The sequence below is a fragment of the Kaistia sp. SLG-1 genome, assembly GCF_059699055.1.
On the sequence record NZ_AP048544.1, the window covers coordinates 458,003 to 471,490 of the forward strand.

General features: G+C 66.2%; 14 protein-coding genes. 6 read left to right on the forward strand and 8 right to left on the reverse strand.

What is annotated here, in order from left to right:
• Nucleotides 1-31: 31 nt before the first annotated feature.
• The 3 genes from AC6HZP_RS02085 (at nucleotide 32) to AC6HZP_RS02095 (ending at nucleotide 1,738) form a co-directional block, all read left to right on the forward strand.
• A complete protein-coding gene (locus tag AC6HZP_RS02085; protein WP_497525196.1) occupies nucleotides 32-355 on the forward strand; it encodes a YbaB/EbfC family nucleoid-associated protein in 324 nt (107 codons plus the stop codon).
• A gap of 88 nt (nucleotides 356-443) precedes the next feature.
• Nucleotides 444-1,049, forward strand: coding sequence for a recombination mediator RecR (gene recR, locus AC6HZP_RS02090; protein ID WP_497525197.1), 606 nt, complete (start codon nucleotides 444-446; stop codon nucleotides 1,047-1,049).
• A gap of 77 nt (nucleotides 1,050-1,126) precedes the next feature.
• The gene (locus AC6HZP_RS02095) at nucleotides 1,127-1,738 is read left to right on the forward strand and encodes a DUF924 family protein (protein ID WP_497525198.1); all 612 of its coding nucleotides are present in this window, start codon (nucleotides 1,127-1,129) and stop codon (nucleotides 1,736-1,738) included.
• Nucleotides 1,739-2,013: 275 nt separating this feature from the next.
• Here AC6HZP_RS02095 and AC6HZP_RS02100 read toward each other — a convergent pair whose 3' ends face one another.
• Nucleotides 2,014-3,186 carry a DNA recombination protein RmuC gene (locus AC6HZP_RS02100; RefSeq protein WP_497525199.1) on the reverse strand — a complete coding sequence of 391 codons (1,173 nt, stop codon included), beginning with the start codon at nucleotides 3,184-3,186 and terminating at the stop codon, nucleotides 2,014-2,016.
• 141 nt (nucleotides 3,187-3,327) lie between these two features.
• On the opposite strand from AC6HZP_RS02100, the gene def reads away from it, so the two are divergent.
• Genes def through truA form a run of 3 tightly spaced genes read left to right on the forward strand, consistent with a single transcriptional unit; the run spans nucleotide 3,328 to nucleotide 5,616 of the window.
• Complete coding sequence (gene def, locus AC6HZP_RS02105; protein ID WP_201401884.1) at nucleotides 3,328-3,882, forward strand: peptide deformylase; 555 nt, start codon at nucleotides 3,328-3,330, stop codon at nucleotides 3,880-3,882.
• A gap of 7 nt (nucleotides 3,883-3,889) precedes the next feature.
• Nucleotides 3,890-4,822 (forward strand): methionyl-tRNA formyltransferase, encoded by a 933-nt coding sequence (fmt, locus tag AC6HZP_RS02110; protein WP_497525200.1) that lies wholly within the window; start codon nucleotides 3,890-3,892, stop codon nucleotides 4,820-4,822.
• Between the two features lie 8 nt (nucleotides 4,823-4,830).
• Nucleotides 4,831-5,616 (forward strand): tRNA pseudouridine(38-40) synthase TruA, encoded by a 786-nt coding sequence (truA, locus tag AC6HZP_RS02115; protein WP_497525201.1) that lies wholly within the window; start codon nucleotides 4,831-4,833, stop codon nucleotides 5,614-5,616.
• Here truA and AC6HZP_RS02120 read toward each other — a convergent pair.
• The 7 genes from AC6HZP_RS02120 to yihA form a co-directional block, all read right to left on the reverse strand.
• The gene (locus tag AC6HZP_RS02120) at nucleotides 5,569-6,153 is read right to left on the reverse strand and encodes a hypothetical protein (RefSeq protein WP_201401887.1); all 585 of its coding nucleotides are present in this window, start codon (nucleotides 6,151-6,153) and stop codon (nucleotides 5,569-5,571) included. The two genes, truA and AC6HZP_RS02120, sit on opposite strands and share 48 nt — an antisense overlap.
• A gap of 12 nt (nucleotides 6,154-6,165) precedes the next feature.
• Nucleotides 6,166-7,320, reverse strand: coding sequence for a succinyl-diaminopimelate desuccinylase (dapE, locus tag AC6HZP_RS02125; RefSeq protein ID WP_497525202.1), 1,155 nt, complete (start codon nucleotides 7,318-7,320; stop codon nucleotides 6,166-6,168).
• 114 nt (nucleotides 7,321-7,434) lie between these two features.
• Complete coding sequence (dapD, locus tag AC6HZP_RS02130; RefSeq protein WP_497525203.1) at nucleotides 7,435-8,286, reverse strand: 2,3,4,5-tetrahydropyridine-2,6-dicarboxylate N-succinyltransferase; 852 nt, start codon at nucleotides 8,284-8,286, stop codon at nucleotides 7,435-7,437.
• A gap of 256 nt (nucleotides 8,287-8,542) precedes the next feature.
• On the reverse strand, nucleotides 8,543-10,660 hold the full coding sequence (locus tag AC6HZP_RS02135) for a TonB-dependent receptor domain-containing protein (RefSeq protein ID WP_497525204.1): 2,118 nt from the start codon (nucleotides 10,658-10,660) through the stop codon (nucleotides 8,543-8,545).
• A 440-nt stretch (nucleotides 10,661-11,100) separates the two neighbouring features.
• Nucleotides 11,101-11,826 carry a pyrimidine 5'-nucleotidase gene (locus AC6HZP_RS02140; protein ID WP_497525205.1) on the reverse strand — a complete coding sequence of 242 codons (726 nt, stop codon included), beginning with the start codon at nucleotides 11,824-11,826 and terminating at the stop codon, nucleotides 11,101-11,103.
• Complete coding sequence (argB, locus tag AC6HZP_RS02145; RefSeq protein WP_201401892.1) at nucleotides 11,826-12,728, reverse strand: acetylglutamate kinase; 903 nt, start codon at nucleotides 12,726-12,728, stop codon at nucleotides 11,826-11,828. Before argB ends, AC6HZP_RS02140 begins: the two co-directional genes overlap by 1 nt.
• A gap of 113 nt (nucleotides 12,729-12,841) precedes the next feature.
• Nucleotides 12,842-13,483 (reverse strand): ribosome biogenesis GTP-binding protein YihA/YsxC, encoded by a 642-nt coding sequence (gene yihA / locus AC6HZP_RS02150; RefSeq protein ID WP_201401893.1) that lies wholly within the window; start codon nucleotides 13,481-13,483, stop codon nucleotides 12,842-12,844.
• Nucleotides 13,484-13,488 lie beyond the last annotated feature (5 nt).

Here is a 13,488-nt window from a genome sequence, read left to right on the forward strand (position 1 = left end):
CCAACGATTTCCGAACTGAAGGAGCAATCCCATGCGCGACATTCTCGGCATGATGAGCAAGGCCAAGGAACTGCAGTCGAAGATGCAGGACATGCAGGCCGAAGTCGCCAATATCGAGGTCGAGGGCTCCTCGGGCGCCGGGCTGGTCACGCTGGTGATGACGGCCAAGGGCGACCTGCGCAAGCTCTCCATCGATCCGTCGCTCCTGAAGCCGGAAGATGTCGAGATCCTCGAGGATCTCATCACCGCCGCCCATGCCGATGCGCGCGCCAAGGCCGAGCGCACCATGGCCGAGAAGATGCAGGAACTGACCGGCGGCCTCGGCCTGCCGGCCGGCCTCAAGCTGCCGTTCTGATCCTTCTTAACGTGGCGGGCGGAGCTGTTCCGTCCGCCCGTTGCGACACCCCGAACCGGGTGAACTGAGCTCCATTCCGTCCAAGGCCATGTCCCGCAGCACCGCCGGTCCCGAGATCGAACGCCTGATCCAGCTTCTCGCGCGCCTGCCCGGCCTCGGGCCGCGTTCGGCGCGGCGCGCGGCGCTGGCGCTGGTGAAGAAGAAGGACCAGCTGCTCGTGCCGCTCGCCGGCGCGATGACGGTGGCGGCCGAGCGCATCCTGACCTGCTCGACCTGTGGCAACATCGACACCGCCGATCCCTGCACGATCTGCAGCGATCCCTCGCGCGACGCGAAGACGATCGTCGTCGTCGAGGACGTCTCGGATCTCTGGGCGCTGGAGCGGGCGGGCGCCATCAAGGCGCGCTATCACGTCCTCGGCGGCACGCTGTCGCCGCTCGACGGTGTCGGGCCCGAGGATCTGAACATCGAGTCCCTGGTCCAGCGCTGCTCGACCGGCGAGGTGTCGGAAGTGATCCTGGCCGTCAACGCCACGGTCGACGGCCAGACCACGGCGCATGTCATCACCGATCGCCTGACCGGCACCCCGGTCAAGGTTTCGCGGCTGGCGCATGGCGTGCCGGTCGGCGGCGAACTCGACTATCTCGACGAGGGCACGCTCGCCGCCGCCATCCGCGCCCGCACGCCGTTCTGAGGGGCGGGCCGCCAAGGAGAAGTCCTCGCGCCTGCCGAGGGCTCGCGAGAAGCTGCTCGCCATCACGGGGGAAACACATGCCGTCCGAAACATCCGCCGCGATCCTCCTCGACGCGCATCGCTTCTGGTTCGAGGAACTGATCGCCAATACCGACGTGCCGGCTGAACAGGTTCAGATCTGGTTCTCGCGCCACGATGCGACCGACGATGCCTGCCGCGCCCGCTTCGGCGATCATCTCGACGCCGTCGCCGACACGGATTGGCCGTTCGAGACGCTGCCGCCGGCCGCCGGCATTGGCCTCGTCATCTTCCTCGACCAGTTTCCGCGCAATCTCTTTCGCGAGGATCCCCGCGCCTATGCCTATGACGCGCGTGCTCGTGCGGCGGCAAGGCGGCTGATCGAGGGCGGCGTCGAGCGCTTCACGCCGATGGAACGGGTCTTCCTCTATCTGCCCTTCGAGCATAGCGAGGATCTCTCCGACCAGGATTATTCGGTCGAGCTCTACGAGGCGCTCCTGGCCGAGGCGCCGGAGGCGGACAAGGAGACCTATCGCTCTTTCCTCGGTTATGCCGAGAAGCATCGCGACGTCATTCGAAGCTTCGGCCGCTTCCCGCACCGCAACGCCGATCTCGGCCGCGTCTCGACGGCGGAAGAGATCGAGTTCCTGAAGGACGGGCGGGGCTACTGACCTCTCCCTCCCCTTATGGGGAGGGCCGCCATGCAGCCTAAGCTTATGGGTAGGGCACCGTCGCCCCGGCGGAGGCCGGGGCCCATAAACACCGGCCAGGAAACCTTTAGCTCCGCCTTATTGCCGCAGGCTTGAGTGTCTGGATCCCGGCCTTCGCCGGGATGACGGCGGAGGGCTGCAGAATCCGATCAGTACGATGAAGGCGGTGTTGCACGAAGCTCTCCCCCAGGGAGAGGGCGAAGTCAGATCTCTGGGGAACCTCGTTGCTAGACCGGCTATTCCCCCGCCAAGAGATCCGGCTGGCGGTCATAGGCCGGCGAGCCTTCGTCGCCGAATTCGAGCGCCTCGATCTTGGCGCCGCGCGCGGTCAGCTTGCGGGTCGAGACCAGGATGTCGTCGATGTCCTTCGATGCCTGGTCGAAATGCGTCTTCAGCTTGCGGACGCGCTCGTCCACCCGGCCGACATCCTCCATCAGCTTCATCACCTCGCCCTGGATGAGATGCGCCTGCTCGCGCATGCCGGCATCCTTGAGCACCGACTGGATCACCTGGATCGACAGCATCAGAAGCGACGGCGAGACGATGACGATCCTGAGCCGGTGCGCCGACTGGACCAGATCCTCGAAGCGCTCGTGGATGTCGGCGAAGATCGATTCCGACGGCACGAACATGAAGGCCGTGTCCTGCGTCTCGCCGGGGATCAGGTAGCGCTCGGCGATGTCCTTCAGGTGCTTGGTCACGTCGCGGCGGAATTGCGTCTCCGCCGCGCGGGTCAGCTCCGGCCCCTCGGCGGCGCGGATCGCGTTCCACGCCTCGAGCGGGAACTTGGCGTCGACGACCAGCCCGGCCGTATTGTTCGGGAAGGCGACGACGCAATCCGGCCGGTTGCCGTTCGAGAGCGTCGCCTGGAACTGGTAGCCGCCGATCGGCAGGCCGTCCTGGACGATCGCCTCCATCCGCGCCTGGCCGAAGGCGCCGCGCGTCTGCTTGTTGGCGAGGATGTGCTGCAGGCCGACCACCTGGCTGGAAAGCTCGGTGATGTTGCGCTGCGCCGTGTCGATGACGGCGAGGCGCTCGTTCAGCCGGACGAGGTTTTCATGCGTGTGGCGGGTCGACTCGACCATGGTCTGGCCGATGCGGTGGCCGAGCCCGTCCATGCGGTTCGACAGACCTTGCAGAAGCTCCGATTGCCGCGAGCCGAAGACCTCCGCCATCGTCTGCATGCGGCCGGTCATCTCGCTCTGGATGCGGACGAGTTCGGCGATGCGGCGCTCCAGTTCGTCGCCCTGCACGACCTGATCCGATTCCAGGAGGTCGCGCCGGCGCGCGCCGCGCCAGACCACGAGGAGGACGAGGAAAAGCAACGCGACGCCGAGCGCGATCGCCGCCAGCACCAGCATGGCCACGGTGATCGGCCTGTCGCCGACGATGAAGAGGACGTCCTGCATGCAGCCTTCATAACAGATTCGGGCTCGAAGACGAGATCAAAACGAGAACATGCGCGCAGGTGCCTCGCGGCCCCGTCCATCATTCCTCGTTGACCGCCCCGGCCGCATCTCTTATCTGAAACGGCTCAATCCGAGGTTTTCATGGCCCTACTCGACATCATCACCCTGCCGGACGCGAAGCTGAGGCTCGTCAGCGAGCCGGTCGAGCGCATCGACGACGAACTGCTCCGCTTCATGGACGACATGCTGGAGACGATGTACGAGGCGCCGGGCATCGGCCTCGCCGCGATCCAGGTCGGCGTGCCGCGCCGCGTCGTCACCATCGACGTTTCCGGCCGCGAGGAGGGCAGCGAGCCCGCGCCGCTGTTCCTGATCAATCCCGAGATCCTGACCTCGTCCGACGCGCGCTCGGTCTATGAGGAAGGCTGCCTGTCGATTCCGGACTATTATGCCGAGGTCGAGCGCCCGGCTTCCGTGCGGATCCGCTATCTCGATCGTGACGGCAAGCTGCAGGAAATCGAGGCGGACGACATCCTCGCCACCTGCGTGCAGCACGAGATCGACCATCTCGATGGCAAGCTCTTCATCGACTACCTGTCGCGGCTGAAGCGCGACATGGTGATCAAGAAGTTCGTCAAGGCCGCCAAGACCGGCATCCGGCCGGAATTCAAGTCGCACACCCCCGACGAGATGTGAGGCAGCTATGAGCCTCCGCGTCGTCTTCATGGGCACGCCCGAATTTTCCGTGCCCACGCTTGTCGAGATCATCGGCCAGGGGCATGAGGTCGTCGCCGTCTATTCGCAGCCGCCCCGTCCGGCCGGTCGCGGCATGGCCGAGCGCAAGTCGCCCGTGCAGGAGACGGCGGAGCGCTTCGGCATTCCCGTCTTCACGCCGAAATCGCTGAAGGGCGCCGACGAGCAGGAGGCCTTCGCCTCGCTCGACGCCGACGTCGCCGTGGTGGTCGCCTACGGCCTGATCCTGCCGCAGCCGATCCTCGATGCGCCGCGCGAGGGCTGCCTCAACCTGCACGCCTCGCTGCTGCCGCGCTGGCGCGGCGCCGCGCCGATCCATCGCGCCATCATGGCCGGCGACGCCGAGACCGGCGTCATGGTCATGCGCATGGAAGCGGGCCTCGATACCGGTCCGGTCGCCATGGTGGAGAAGATTGCGATCGCGCCTGACATCACCACCGGCGACCTGCACGACAAGCTGGCGCGGCTCGGCGCCGATCTGATGGTGCGCGCGCTCGCCGCCGCCTCGCGCGGCGGCCTCGACAGCGTGCCGCAGTCGGAAGAGGGCGTCACCTACGCCGCCAAGATCGACAAGGGCGAGGCGCGGATCGACTGGACGCTGCCGGCGAAGCAGGTCCATGACCACATTCGCGGCCTGTCTCCCTTTCCCGGCGCCTGGTGCGAGATGACGCTCGGCGGCAAGGTCGAGCGGGTCAAGGTCCTGCGCTCGACCCGCGCCGAGGGCTCCGGCGCGCCCGGCGCCGTGCTGGACGATCAGCTGACGATCGCCTGCGGCGAGGGCGCGGTCCGTCTGGTCGAAGTGCAGCGCGCCGGCGGCAAGCCGCTGCGCGCCACGGAGTTTTTGCGCGGAGCAGCGGTTGCGCCCGGCGACGTCGTCGGCTAGGTCGGGCGATGCCCCGCTACAAGCTCCTGATCGAATATGACGGCACGCCTTACTCCGGCTGGCAGCGACAGGCCAATGCGCCGTCGGTGCAGCAATCGCTGGAAGGTGCGATCGAGCGCTTTTCCGGCGAGGCGGCCCTGACCTTCGGCGCCGGCCGCACCGATTCCGGCGTGCATGCGACCGGCCAGGTGGCGCATTTCGATCTTTCCGGCCATTGGACGGGTCTGCGCATTCGCGACGCGATGAACGCCCAACTGCGCCCCGAGCCGATCGCGGTGATCGAGGCCGAACCGGTGCCGGACGATTTCGACGCGCGGCGCTCGGCCGTCAAGCGGCATTACATCTACCGCGTCCTCGATCGACGTGCGCCCGCCGCGCTGGAGATCAACCGCGTCTGGGACGTGCGCAAGTACCTCGACATCGAGGCGATGCAGCGGGCGGCGAACCTGCTGCTCGGCTGGCATGATTTCACCACTTTCCGCTCGGCCGATTGCCAGGCCAAGAGCCCGATGAAGACGCTGGAACGGATCGAGATCACCCGCGAGGGCGATCACGTCCTGTTCGGCGTCTCCGCCCGTTCCTTCCTGCACAACCAGGTGCGGTCGATGGTCGGCACGCTGAAGAAGGTCGGCGAAGGCAAGTGGCCGTTCGAGCGCGTCGGCGATGTGCTCGAGGCGCGCGACCGCAAGGCCTGCGGCCCGGTGGCGCCGCCCGGCGGGCTCTACCTGGTCCAGGTCGACTACGGCTCAGGCGCCGAACAGATTGCTGAAGATGCCGCTGAGGATGAGGCTTAGGGCGAGGTCCGCGCCGACGAGGCCTGCCCGGAAGGCGACCGAGCCGCCGAGCGTCGCGCCAACGATCTGGTAGTGATAGCGCAGCATCACGCCGACGACGGCGAGCGACAGCACGGCGGCGAATTCGAGCGGGATCAGGCCGAGGCCGGTCAATAGCGCGATCAGCGCCTGCGGCGCCGACATGACGACGGACGCCCAGTTGCGCACGACGATATAGGACGCGTAGGTCCGCGTGATGCCGAGGTTCTTGGCGAAGGCGGCCAGCAGCAGCGGCATCATCACCCAGTCCAGGCCGAGATCGAGCAGCCGCGACAGCACGAACAGCCCGTCGGACGGCCCCGTCACCATGACGTCGGGCGCCCGCAGGCGATGCTCGACGGCGATGTTGATGGCGAAGAAGGGCAGGACGTAGAGGATGGCGCTGAAGGAGCGCCAGAAACCGTCCAGGCTGAAATCAAAGCGCCGCAGTCCCTCGCGCCGGCCGAGGAAGAATTCCAGCGCGCCCAGAAGCGCGCCGGATGTCTGGGAGTTGATCATCCCGCCGCCACCTTACGCGAAATACTGATCGAGGAAGCCGCGATAGATATCCTTCAGGATTGCGAGATCGGCAATGGCGACGCGCTCGTCGATCTGGTGCATGGTCTGGCCGACGAGGCCGAACTCGATCACCGGGCAATAGTCCTTGATGTAGCGCGCGTCGGAGGTGCCGCCGCTGGTCGAAAGCGCCGGCTGGCGCCCCGTTGACCGCTCGATGGCGCCGGAGAGCGTGCCGATCAGCGTCTCCGAGTGCGTCAGGAAGCTGTCGCTGCCGCCGGGCACGAGATCGAGCTCGAACTCGATGGTGCCGCGCGCGGCCTCTTCCAGCCGGCTGGTGAGCCAGGCTTCCAGCGTGTCGCGCGTCCACTGGTCGTTGAAGCGGATGTTGAAGCGGGCCTTGGCCTCGGCCGGAATGACGTTCCAGGCCGTGTTGTCGACCTCGAGGCCGATGAATTCGAGGTTGGAGGCGTCGAAGCGCTCGCTGCCGGTATCGAGAGCCTCGGCCGTCAGGCGGCGGATCAGCGTGGTCAGCTGCGGGATCGGATTGATCGCGAGATGCGGATAGGCGACGTGGCCCTGCCGGCCCTGGACGGTGATCGTGCCGGAAAGGCTGCCGCGCCGCCCGACCTTGATCGCATCGCCGAGCGCCTGCGGATTGGTCGGCTCGCCGACGATCGCCGCGTCGAAACGGTGGCCCCTCTCGGTCGCCCAGGCGAGCAGCTTGGGCGTGCCGTTGATCGACGGACCCTCTTCGTCGCCGGTGATGAGAAGCGAGATCGTGCCCTGCTTCAGGCCGTCGCCCCCGAGGAAGTCGAGCGCGGCGGCGACGAAGGCGGCGATGCCGCCCTTCATGTCGACGGCGCCACGCCCGTAGAGCATGCCGTCGACGATGTCGCCACTGAACGGGTCATGGCTCCAGTGCACCGTGTCGCCCGGCGGCACGACGTCGGTATGGCCGGCGAAGACGAAATGCGGCGCGCCGGAGCCGATTGTCGCGAACAGGTTCTCGACGTCCGGCGTGCCGGCCTCGGAGAAGACCGGGCGATCGACGGTGAAGCCGGCGGCCACGAGGACGCTTTCCAGATAGGCGAGCGCCCCGCCTTCCGCCGGCGTCACCGACGGGCAGCGGATCAAGTCTTGCAGGAGGCGAACCGGATCGTTGACCATGGCGATGGATCCTGCCGGAGCGTTTTCAAGCGAAATGGATGCCGGTTCGCGTGACGAAAACGCGAACCGGAAAGGAGCTAATGCATATCGCCGTTGGTGAAACGGCGAAATGCATTAGTCGCGCAGCAGCTCGTTCACGCTGGTCTTCGAGCGGGTCTTGGCGTCAACCTTCTTGACGATGACGGCGCAATAGAGAGACGGGCCGGGCTGGCCGTTGGGCAGGTTCTTGCCGGGCAGCGAGCCGGAGACGACGACGGAATAGGGCGGCACGCGGCCGATATGGATCTCGCCGGTCTCGCGATCGACGATCTTGGTCGAGGCGCTGATGAAGACGCCCATCGAGATGACCGAGCCCTCGCCTACGATCACGCCTTCGACGATCTCGGAGCGGGCGCCGATGAAGCAATTGTCCTCGATGATGGTCGGGTTTGCCTGCAGCGGCTCCAGCACGCCGCCGATGCCGGCGCCGCCGGAAAGATGGACGTTCTTGCCGATCTGGGCGCAGGAGCCGACGCTGGCCCAGGTGTCGACCATGGTGCCCGTGTCGACATAGGCGCCGAGATTGACGAAGGATGGCATCAGCACGACGCTCGGCGCGATATAGGCGGAGCGGCGGACGATGGCACCCGGCACGGCGCGGAAGCCGGCCTTGGCGAAGTCCTCGCTGCCCCAGCCCTCGAACTTGGTCGGCACCTTGTCCCACCAGGTCGAGCCGTTCGGCGCGCCGGGGATCGGCGCCATGTCATTCAGGCGGAACGAGAGCAGGACGGCCTTCTTCAGCCAGTCGTTGATGACCCACTCGCCGTCGATCTTCTCGGCGACGCGCGCCTCGCCGCGATCGAGCAGTCCGAGCGTCGTTTCGACCGTCGAGCGCAGGGCGCCCTGTGTTGCCGGGCTGACATTCGCGCGATCCTCGAAGGCGGCTTCGACGGTGGTCCGGAGGGCGGCGAGGTCGTGCGTGGTCATCATCAATCCCTGGAATTTAGACGGCGTCCGGCGGAGGCTAGCCGGCATGGTTCGGCCGGGACGATATCGGGCAATGCCGGGAAGTCAACGCGCAAGGCGGGGAAGGGACGGTTTTGCAGCCGCGGCGGTTTCCATTTGCGGGAAACGGTCGTCCCCGGCGGTCGAGAGGAGGATCGGGGGGCGGGAGAATTATGTCCCTGCCGGCAGGGGTGGCCGGCAGGGACGGGCGGCAGGAAAGGGCGCCAGAGAAAGGCGATCAGAACTGCAGCGTGACACCGCCGACGATGGTGCGGCCGCGACCGGTCATCGCGGTCGAATCGCCGGAGACGGCCGGGCTGTAGGCGACGTCGGTCAGGTTCTCGACATTGACGAAGGCGGTCGCATGCTCGTTCGCCTTGTAGGAGGCGTAGAGGTCATAGAGCGTGTAGCCGTCCTTCTCGCCGGTATCGCCGAAGCCGGTCGCGAACTTGCTGCCGCCGACCCGGTTCATCTTGCCGCCGATCGTCAGTGCCTTGTCGAACAGGCGGAAACCGACATCGACGGTCGAATAGTCTTCCGGCAGGAAGGTGGTGTCGCCATTGCCGATGCCGGCGCCCCAGCCGACCGGCTGGTTGTTGTCGGCGAAGGTCAGGCCGACATTCACATAGGCGAAGCCTGCGTCGTAGCCGCCCTCGATCTCGACGCCGCGCGAATGCGTCGTGCCGGGCACGTTGACCCAGATCGCCCGCTCATAGGGATCGTTCGGCAACGACATCAGGTTGTTGACGATGAAATTCTCGATCGCCATGTCGAAATAATTGACCTTCAGGCGAAGCGCGTCCTTGGCGAGCAGCAGGTCGTTCTTCAGCACGTTGGCGCCGATTTCCCAGCCCTTGCTAGTCTCCGGCTCGAGATAGAAATTGGAGTACTGGCCGCCGCCGATGCCGGCGCCGATCGGCACCAGGGCCCAGAGCGCCTCGCGCGCCGATGGCGGCCGGTAGGTATGGGCGTAGGTGACATAGGGCTGCAGCCAGTCGAACGGCTTGGCCGAGAGCGTGATCTTCGGATTGAGCGAGGAGCCGTCGCGCGAGACGTCGACATTGCCGCCCGTAGGCGGGCAGAAGCCGACATTCGGCGCGCAGGGGCTCAGATGGCCCGCCAGCGTCCAGTAGTCGTAGTTGAGGCCGCCCGTCAGGTCGAACATGCCCCAGTTCACCGTGACGTCGGAGAAGGCGCGCGCCTTCTCCATCTTCCCCGGCGGATTGGCGCCGCGGTAATTGTTGGTGGCGTAATCGTCCGAGGTGTAGGCCGCGCCATAGGTCCAGTTGAGGCCGATGGCGTCGGTGAGGTCGAAGCGACTGGTGTTGGCGATGTCGAAGCCGTAGCCGACCGCCTCGCTCTCGCGATAGCGATAGGAGCCGCCGAAGGTCGGGTCGTAGACCATGTCGGTCTTATTGTAGAAGGCGTTGACCTTGAGATCGATCCACTGGCTGTCCGGCTGGTAGGCGTAGTTGGCCGTGTAGGTCGCGTTCTTCACGCCCCAGTCATAGCCCGAGACGATGAAGGCGTTGTCGTACCAGCGGCCGCCGAGCTTCAGATCGTGCTCGCCGTTCGGCTGATAGTGGAACTTGACCAGGCCGGAGGTCGGCGAGTTGCTGGCGTCGGGCGTGTTCATGACGCCGTTGTCGCCGCGCCGGTAGTTTTCGTGCTCGCTATAGGCCAGCGCCCCCATCAGGCTCGCCATGCCGAATTCCGGCAGCGAGGCGCGGGCGCCGCCGGCGATCATGCTGGAGAAGCCGTAGCCGTTGCTGCCGGTCTTGAGCCGGGTCATGACGCCATAGTCCTTGCCGTCGAGGACGACGTCCTCGAAGTCGAGGGTGCGGAAATTGACGGCGCCGGCCAGCGCGCCCATGCCGTTGGCGCCGCTGACGGCGCCGCGCTCGACGCCGATGCCGGCCAGGAGGATGGTGTCCATGTAGAGCAGTTCGCCGCCGGACGACGCGTGGCCGGCCGTATTGCGGAAGGTCTGCGGCACGCCGTCGATCATCGTCTTGACGCGGCCGTCGGATTCGAAGCCGCGAATGTTGACGGCGATGCCGGGCTGGCTGGACGAGATGCGGGTGAAGGTGCCGGGGATCGAGCGGACGATCGCGTTGGCGTCGCCGCCGAACTTCTCCTGCACGACGCTGCCGTCGACGACGCTGACGCCGCCCGGCGTCATGTAGGGCGCGTCCATCACGGCGCCGGCCGTGACGGTGATCGGCTCCAGAATGCCGGAGTTCTCCGCCTCGCGCTTCTTCTTGCGGGCCGCCTCGTCGGTTTCCTCCGTCTGGGCGTCAGCGTTGGCCGTCGGAGCGCTCTGCGCCCGGGCGGTGGCGGTGCCCAGCAGAATCATGGACGACGAAACGATTGCGGTTGAAAGCAGCAGGTGAGCCACGCTCACGGCGCGAGGGTGCAAGATAGCCTCCATCGGTGGAAGGGGGAGACCAGTTGCTGGCTTCTTGCGCAAAAACTCGCTGGCTGCTGGAAGTTCGGCGCCTGCTTAGGGTTGTGATTGGATGATTGTCAACGAAGTGTAGAAAATCGGATCTATTACAATTTAAGAATGCTGATCTATATTGTAAGTCTTATTATTACAGATCTTGATTGCGATGCCGCAGGGTCTTGCTAGGGACTGACGCAGCGTCCGGCTGACATTGGTTTTGCGCTGCCGGTGCCAATAGAGCGGCATGGATCGGGCGCGGAGCGCCTCGCGGCGTCCCGCCGCTGAACCGGGTGGGGTGTGCACAACTGCCCGTCGTGGCAATTCGGCCACGACTGAAGGCGGTGGGCGCTTTAGCGCAAGGGCGTGAGTCGGGCGAGGAATCCGCCGAGATCATCGGTCAGATGATCGATGTGGGTCGCCTTGGCGGTGGTTTCCCATGCCTCGACCGGCACCTGGTCGGTTCCCGCCGGCACGACGAGAACGGTCGCCATGCCGAGCGATTTCGGCACTTCGAGGTTGCGCGGCAGGTCCTCGAACATCACCGCCGTCGCCGGATCGATGCCGTTCTGGTCGAGGAAGCGGCGATAGGTGTCCGGATGCGGCTTGGGCACGAAATCCGCGCGGATGATGTCGAAGATGTCGTCGAACGGATTGTCGAAGCCGATGCGCGCCAGAATGCGCTCGGCATGGCGGCGGGAGCCGTTGGTCAGGATGAAGCGGCGGCCGGGCAGCCGCCCGATCGCCGCCACGAGCGCCGGATCGGCCCCGAGCCGCGACGTATCGATGTCGTGGACGAAGTCGAGAAAGGCGTCGGGATCCATGCCGTGCTCAACGATGAGCCCGCGCAGCGTCGTGCCGTGGCGCTGGTAGAAGTTGGCGCGCACGACGGTCGCCTCTTCCGCCGAGATCGACAGGAAGCGCTGCAGATAGAGCAGGATGCGCTCGCTGACCTGGTCGAACACGCCCGTATGCTTGGGGTAGAGCGTGTCGTCGAGGTCGAACACCCACGAACGGATGTCGGCGAACCGGTCGGCGACCGGATCCGCCGAAAGCGCGCCCTGGGGCCGACCTTCCATCAGCGCTTGATCAGCGTGCCGGCGCCGCGCTCGGTGAAGAGCTCGAGCAGGACGGCATGCGGCGTCTTGCCGTCGAGGATGACGACGCCCTCGACGCCGCGGTCGAGCGCCTCGATGCAGGTCTCGACCTTCGGGATCATGCCGCCGGAGATCGTGCCGTCTGCGATCATGGCGCGCGCCTCGGAGACGGTCAGCTCCTTGATCAGCTGCTTGTTGCGGTCGAGCACGCCGGGAACGTCGGTCAGGAACAGCAGGCGGCTGGCGTCGAGCGCGCCGGCGATGGCGCCCGCGAAGGTGTCGGCATTGACGTTGTAGGTCTCGCCGTCCTCGCCGGCGCAGACCGGCGCCAGGACGGGGATGATCTCGGACTTGGCCAGCACTTCCAGGACTTCGGTGCGCACGCGGGTCGGCTCGCCGACGAAGCCGAGGTCGATCACCTTCTCGATGTTCGAATCGGGATCGATGACGGTGCGCGTCAGCCGCCGCACCGTGACCATGTTGCCGTCCTTGCCGGTCAGGCCGATGGCGCGGCCGCCCGCCTCGGTGATGGTCTGGACGATTTCCTTGTTGATCGAGCCGGCGAGCACCATCTCGACGACCTCGACGGTCGCCTTGTCGGTGATTCGCATGCCGGCCGCCCATTCGGACTTGATGCCGAGGCGGTTCAGCATGGCGTTGATCTGCGGGCCGCCGCCGTGCACGACGACGGGATTGATGCCGGCGAGCTTCAGGAGCGTGATGTCCTCGGCGAAGGCCTTGCCGAGCTCTTCCGAGCCCATGGCATTGCCGCCGAACTTCACCACCACCGTCTTCTCGTCATAGCGCAGCATGTAGGGCAGCGCGGTGGCGATCAATCGTGCGGTCAGCACGGGGTCGGTGCTGTCCTCGGGCCGCATATCCATCCTCAAATCTCCGCTCCGCTCAAAGGCAGCGCTCTATAGCGATTCCGCGATGGCGGAACAATGACGGCGATAGGGTCGCCGGGCGTGACCGCCCGGGAAATCGGGCGCGATCGTCAGCCGGCCAGCTGGGCGATCTCGGCGCGCAGCAGATCCATGCCTTCGCCGGTTTCCGACGAGGTGGCGATCACGGTCGGATAGGCGGCCGGACGCCGGGCGATGGCTGCTTCCGTCGCCGCCTTGACGCGGGCCAGCTCGCCGGTCTTCAGCTTGTCGACCTTGGTCAGAACGATCTGGTAGGAGACGGCCGTCTGGTCGAGCAGGTCGAGCGTCAGCTTGTCGTTCGCCTTCAGGCCATGGCGCGAATCGATCAGCACGTAGACGCGGCGCAGGCTGACGCGGCCGCGCAGATAGTCCTTGATCAGCCGGTTCCACGCGTCGACCAGCTTCTTCGGCGCCTCGGCATAGCCGTAGCCCGGCATGTCGACGATCGACAGGCCGTCGCCGGAGGTGAAGAAATTCAGCTCCTGCGTCCGGCCCGGCGTGTTCGAGGTGCGCGCCAGGCCGATGCGGTTGGTGAGGCCGTTGATGAGCGACGACTTGCCGACATTGGAGCGCCCGGAGAACGCGATCTCGGCCGGACCGATCGGCGGCAGGATCTCGATCGACGGGACGCTCATCACGAAGTCCCAGGACTTGGCGAAGAAGAGGCGACCCCGTTCGAGGCGGTCGATCTCTTCCTGATCAATTTCGGGCATGGCTG

What these genes read in the sequence shown, in the direction of transcription:
- truA (WP_497525201.1), top strand. Translation starts at nt 4,831, where the DNA reads ATGCCCCGCTACAAGCTCCTGATCGAATATGACGGCACGCCTTACTCC.
- dapE (WP_497525202.1), bottom strand. Translation starts at nt 7,320, where the DNA reads ATGGTCAACGATCCGGTTCGCCTCCTGCAAGACTTGATCCGCTGCCCG.
- fmt (WP_497525200.1), top strand. Translation starts at nt 3,890, where the DNA reads ATGAGCCTCCGCGTCGTCTTCATGGGCACGCCCGAATTTTCCGTGCCC.
- dapD (WP_497525203.1), bottom strand. Translation starts at nt 8,286, where the DNA reads ATGACCACGCACGACCTCGCCGCCCTCCGGACCACCGTCGAAGCCGCC.
- yihA (WP_201401893.1), bottom strand. Translation starts at nt 13,483, where the DNA reads ATGCCCGAAATTGATCAGGAAGAGATCGACCGCCTCGAACGGGGTCGC.
- AC6HZP_RS02120 (WP_201401887.1), bottom strand. Translation starts at nt 6,153, where the DNA reads ATGATCAACTCCCAGACATCCGGCGCGCTTCTGGGCGCGCTGGAATTC.
- recR (WP_497525197.1), top strand. Translation starts at nt 444, where the DNA reads ATGTCCCGCAGCACCGCCGGTCCCGAGATCGAACGCCTGATCCAGCTT.
- AC6HZP_RS02095 (WP_497525198.1), top strand. Translation starts at nt 1,127, where the DNA reads ATGCCGTCCGAAACATCCGCCGCGATCCTCCTCGACGCGCATCGCTTC.
- AC6HZP_RS02135 (WP_497525204.1), bottom strand. Translation starts at nt 10,660, where the DNA reads ATGATTCTGCTGGGCACCGCCACCGCCCGGGCGCAGAGCGCTCCGACG.
- def (WP_201401884.1), top strand. Translation starts at nt 3,328, where the DNA reads ATGGCCCTACTCGACATCATCACCCTGCCGGACGCGAAGCTGAGGCTC.
- AC6HZP_RS02085 (WP_497525196.1), top strand. Translation starts at nt 32, where the DNA reads ATGCGCGACATTCTCGGCATGATGAGCAAGGCCAAGGAACTGCAGTCG.
- AC6HZP_RS02140 (WP_497525205.1), bottom strand. Translation starts at nt 11,826, where the DNA reads ATGGAAGGTCGGCCCCAGGGCGCGCTTTCGGCGGATCCGGTCGCCGAC.
- AC6HZP_RS02100 (WP_497525199.1), bottom strand. Translation starts at nt 3,186, where the DNA reads ATGCAGGACGTCCTCTTCATCGTCGGCGACAGGCCGATCACCGTGGCC.
- argB (WP_201401892.1), bottom strand. Translation starts at nt 12,728, where the DNA reads ATGGATATGCGGCCCGAGGACAGCACCGACCCCGTGCTGACCGCACGA.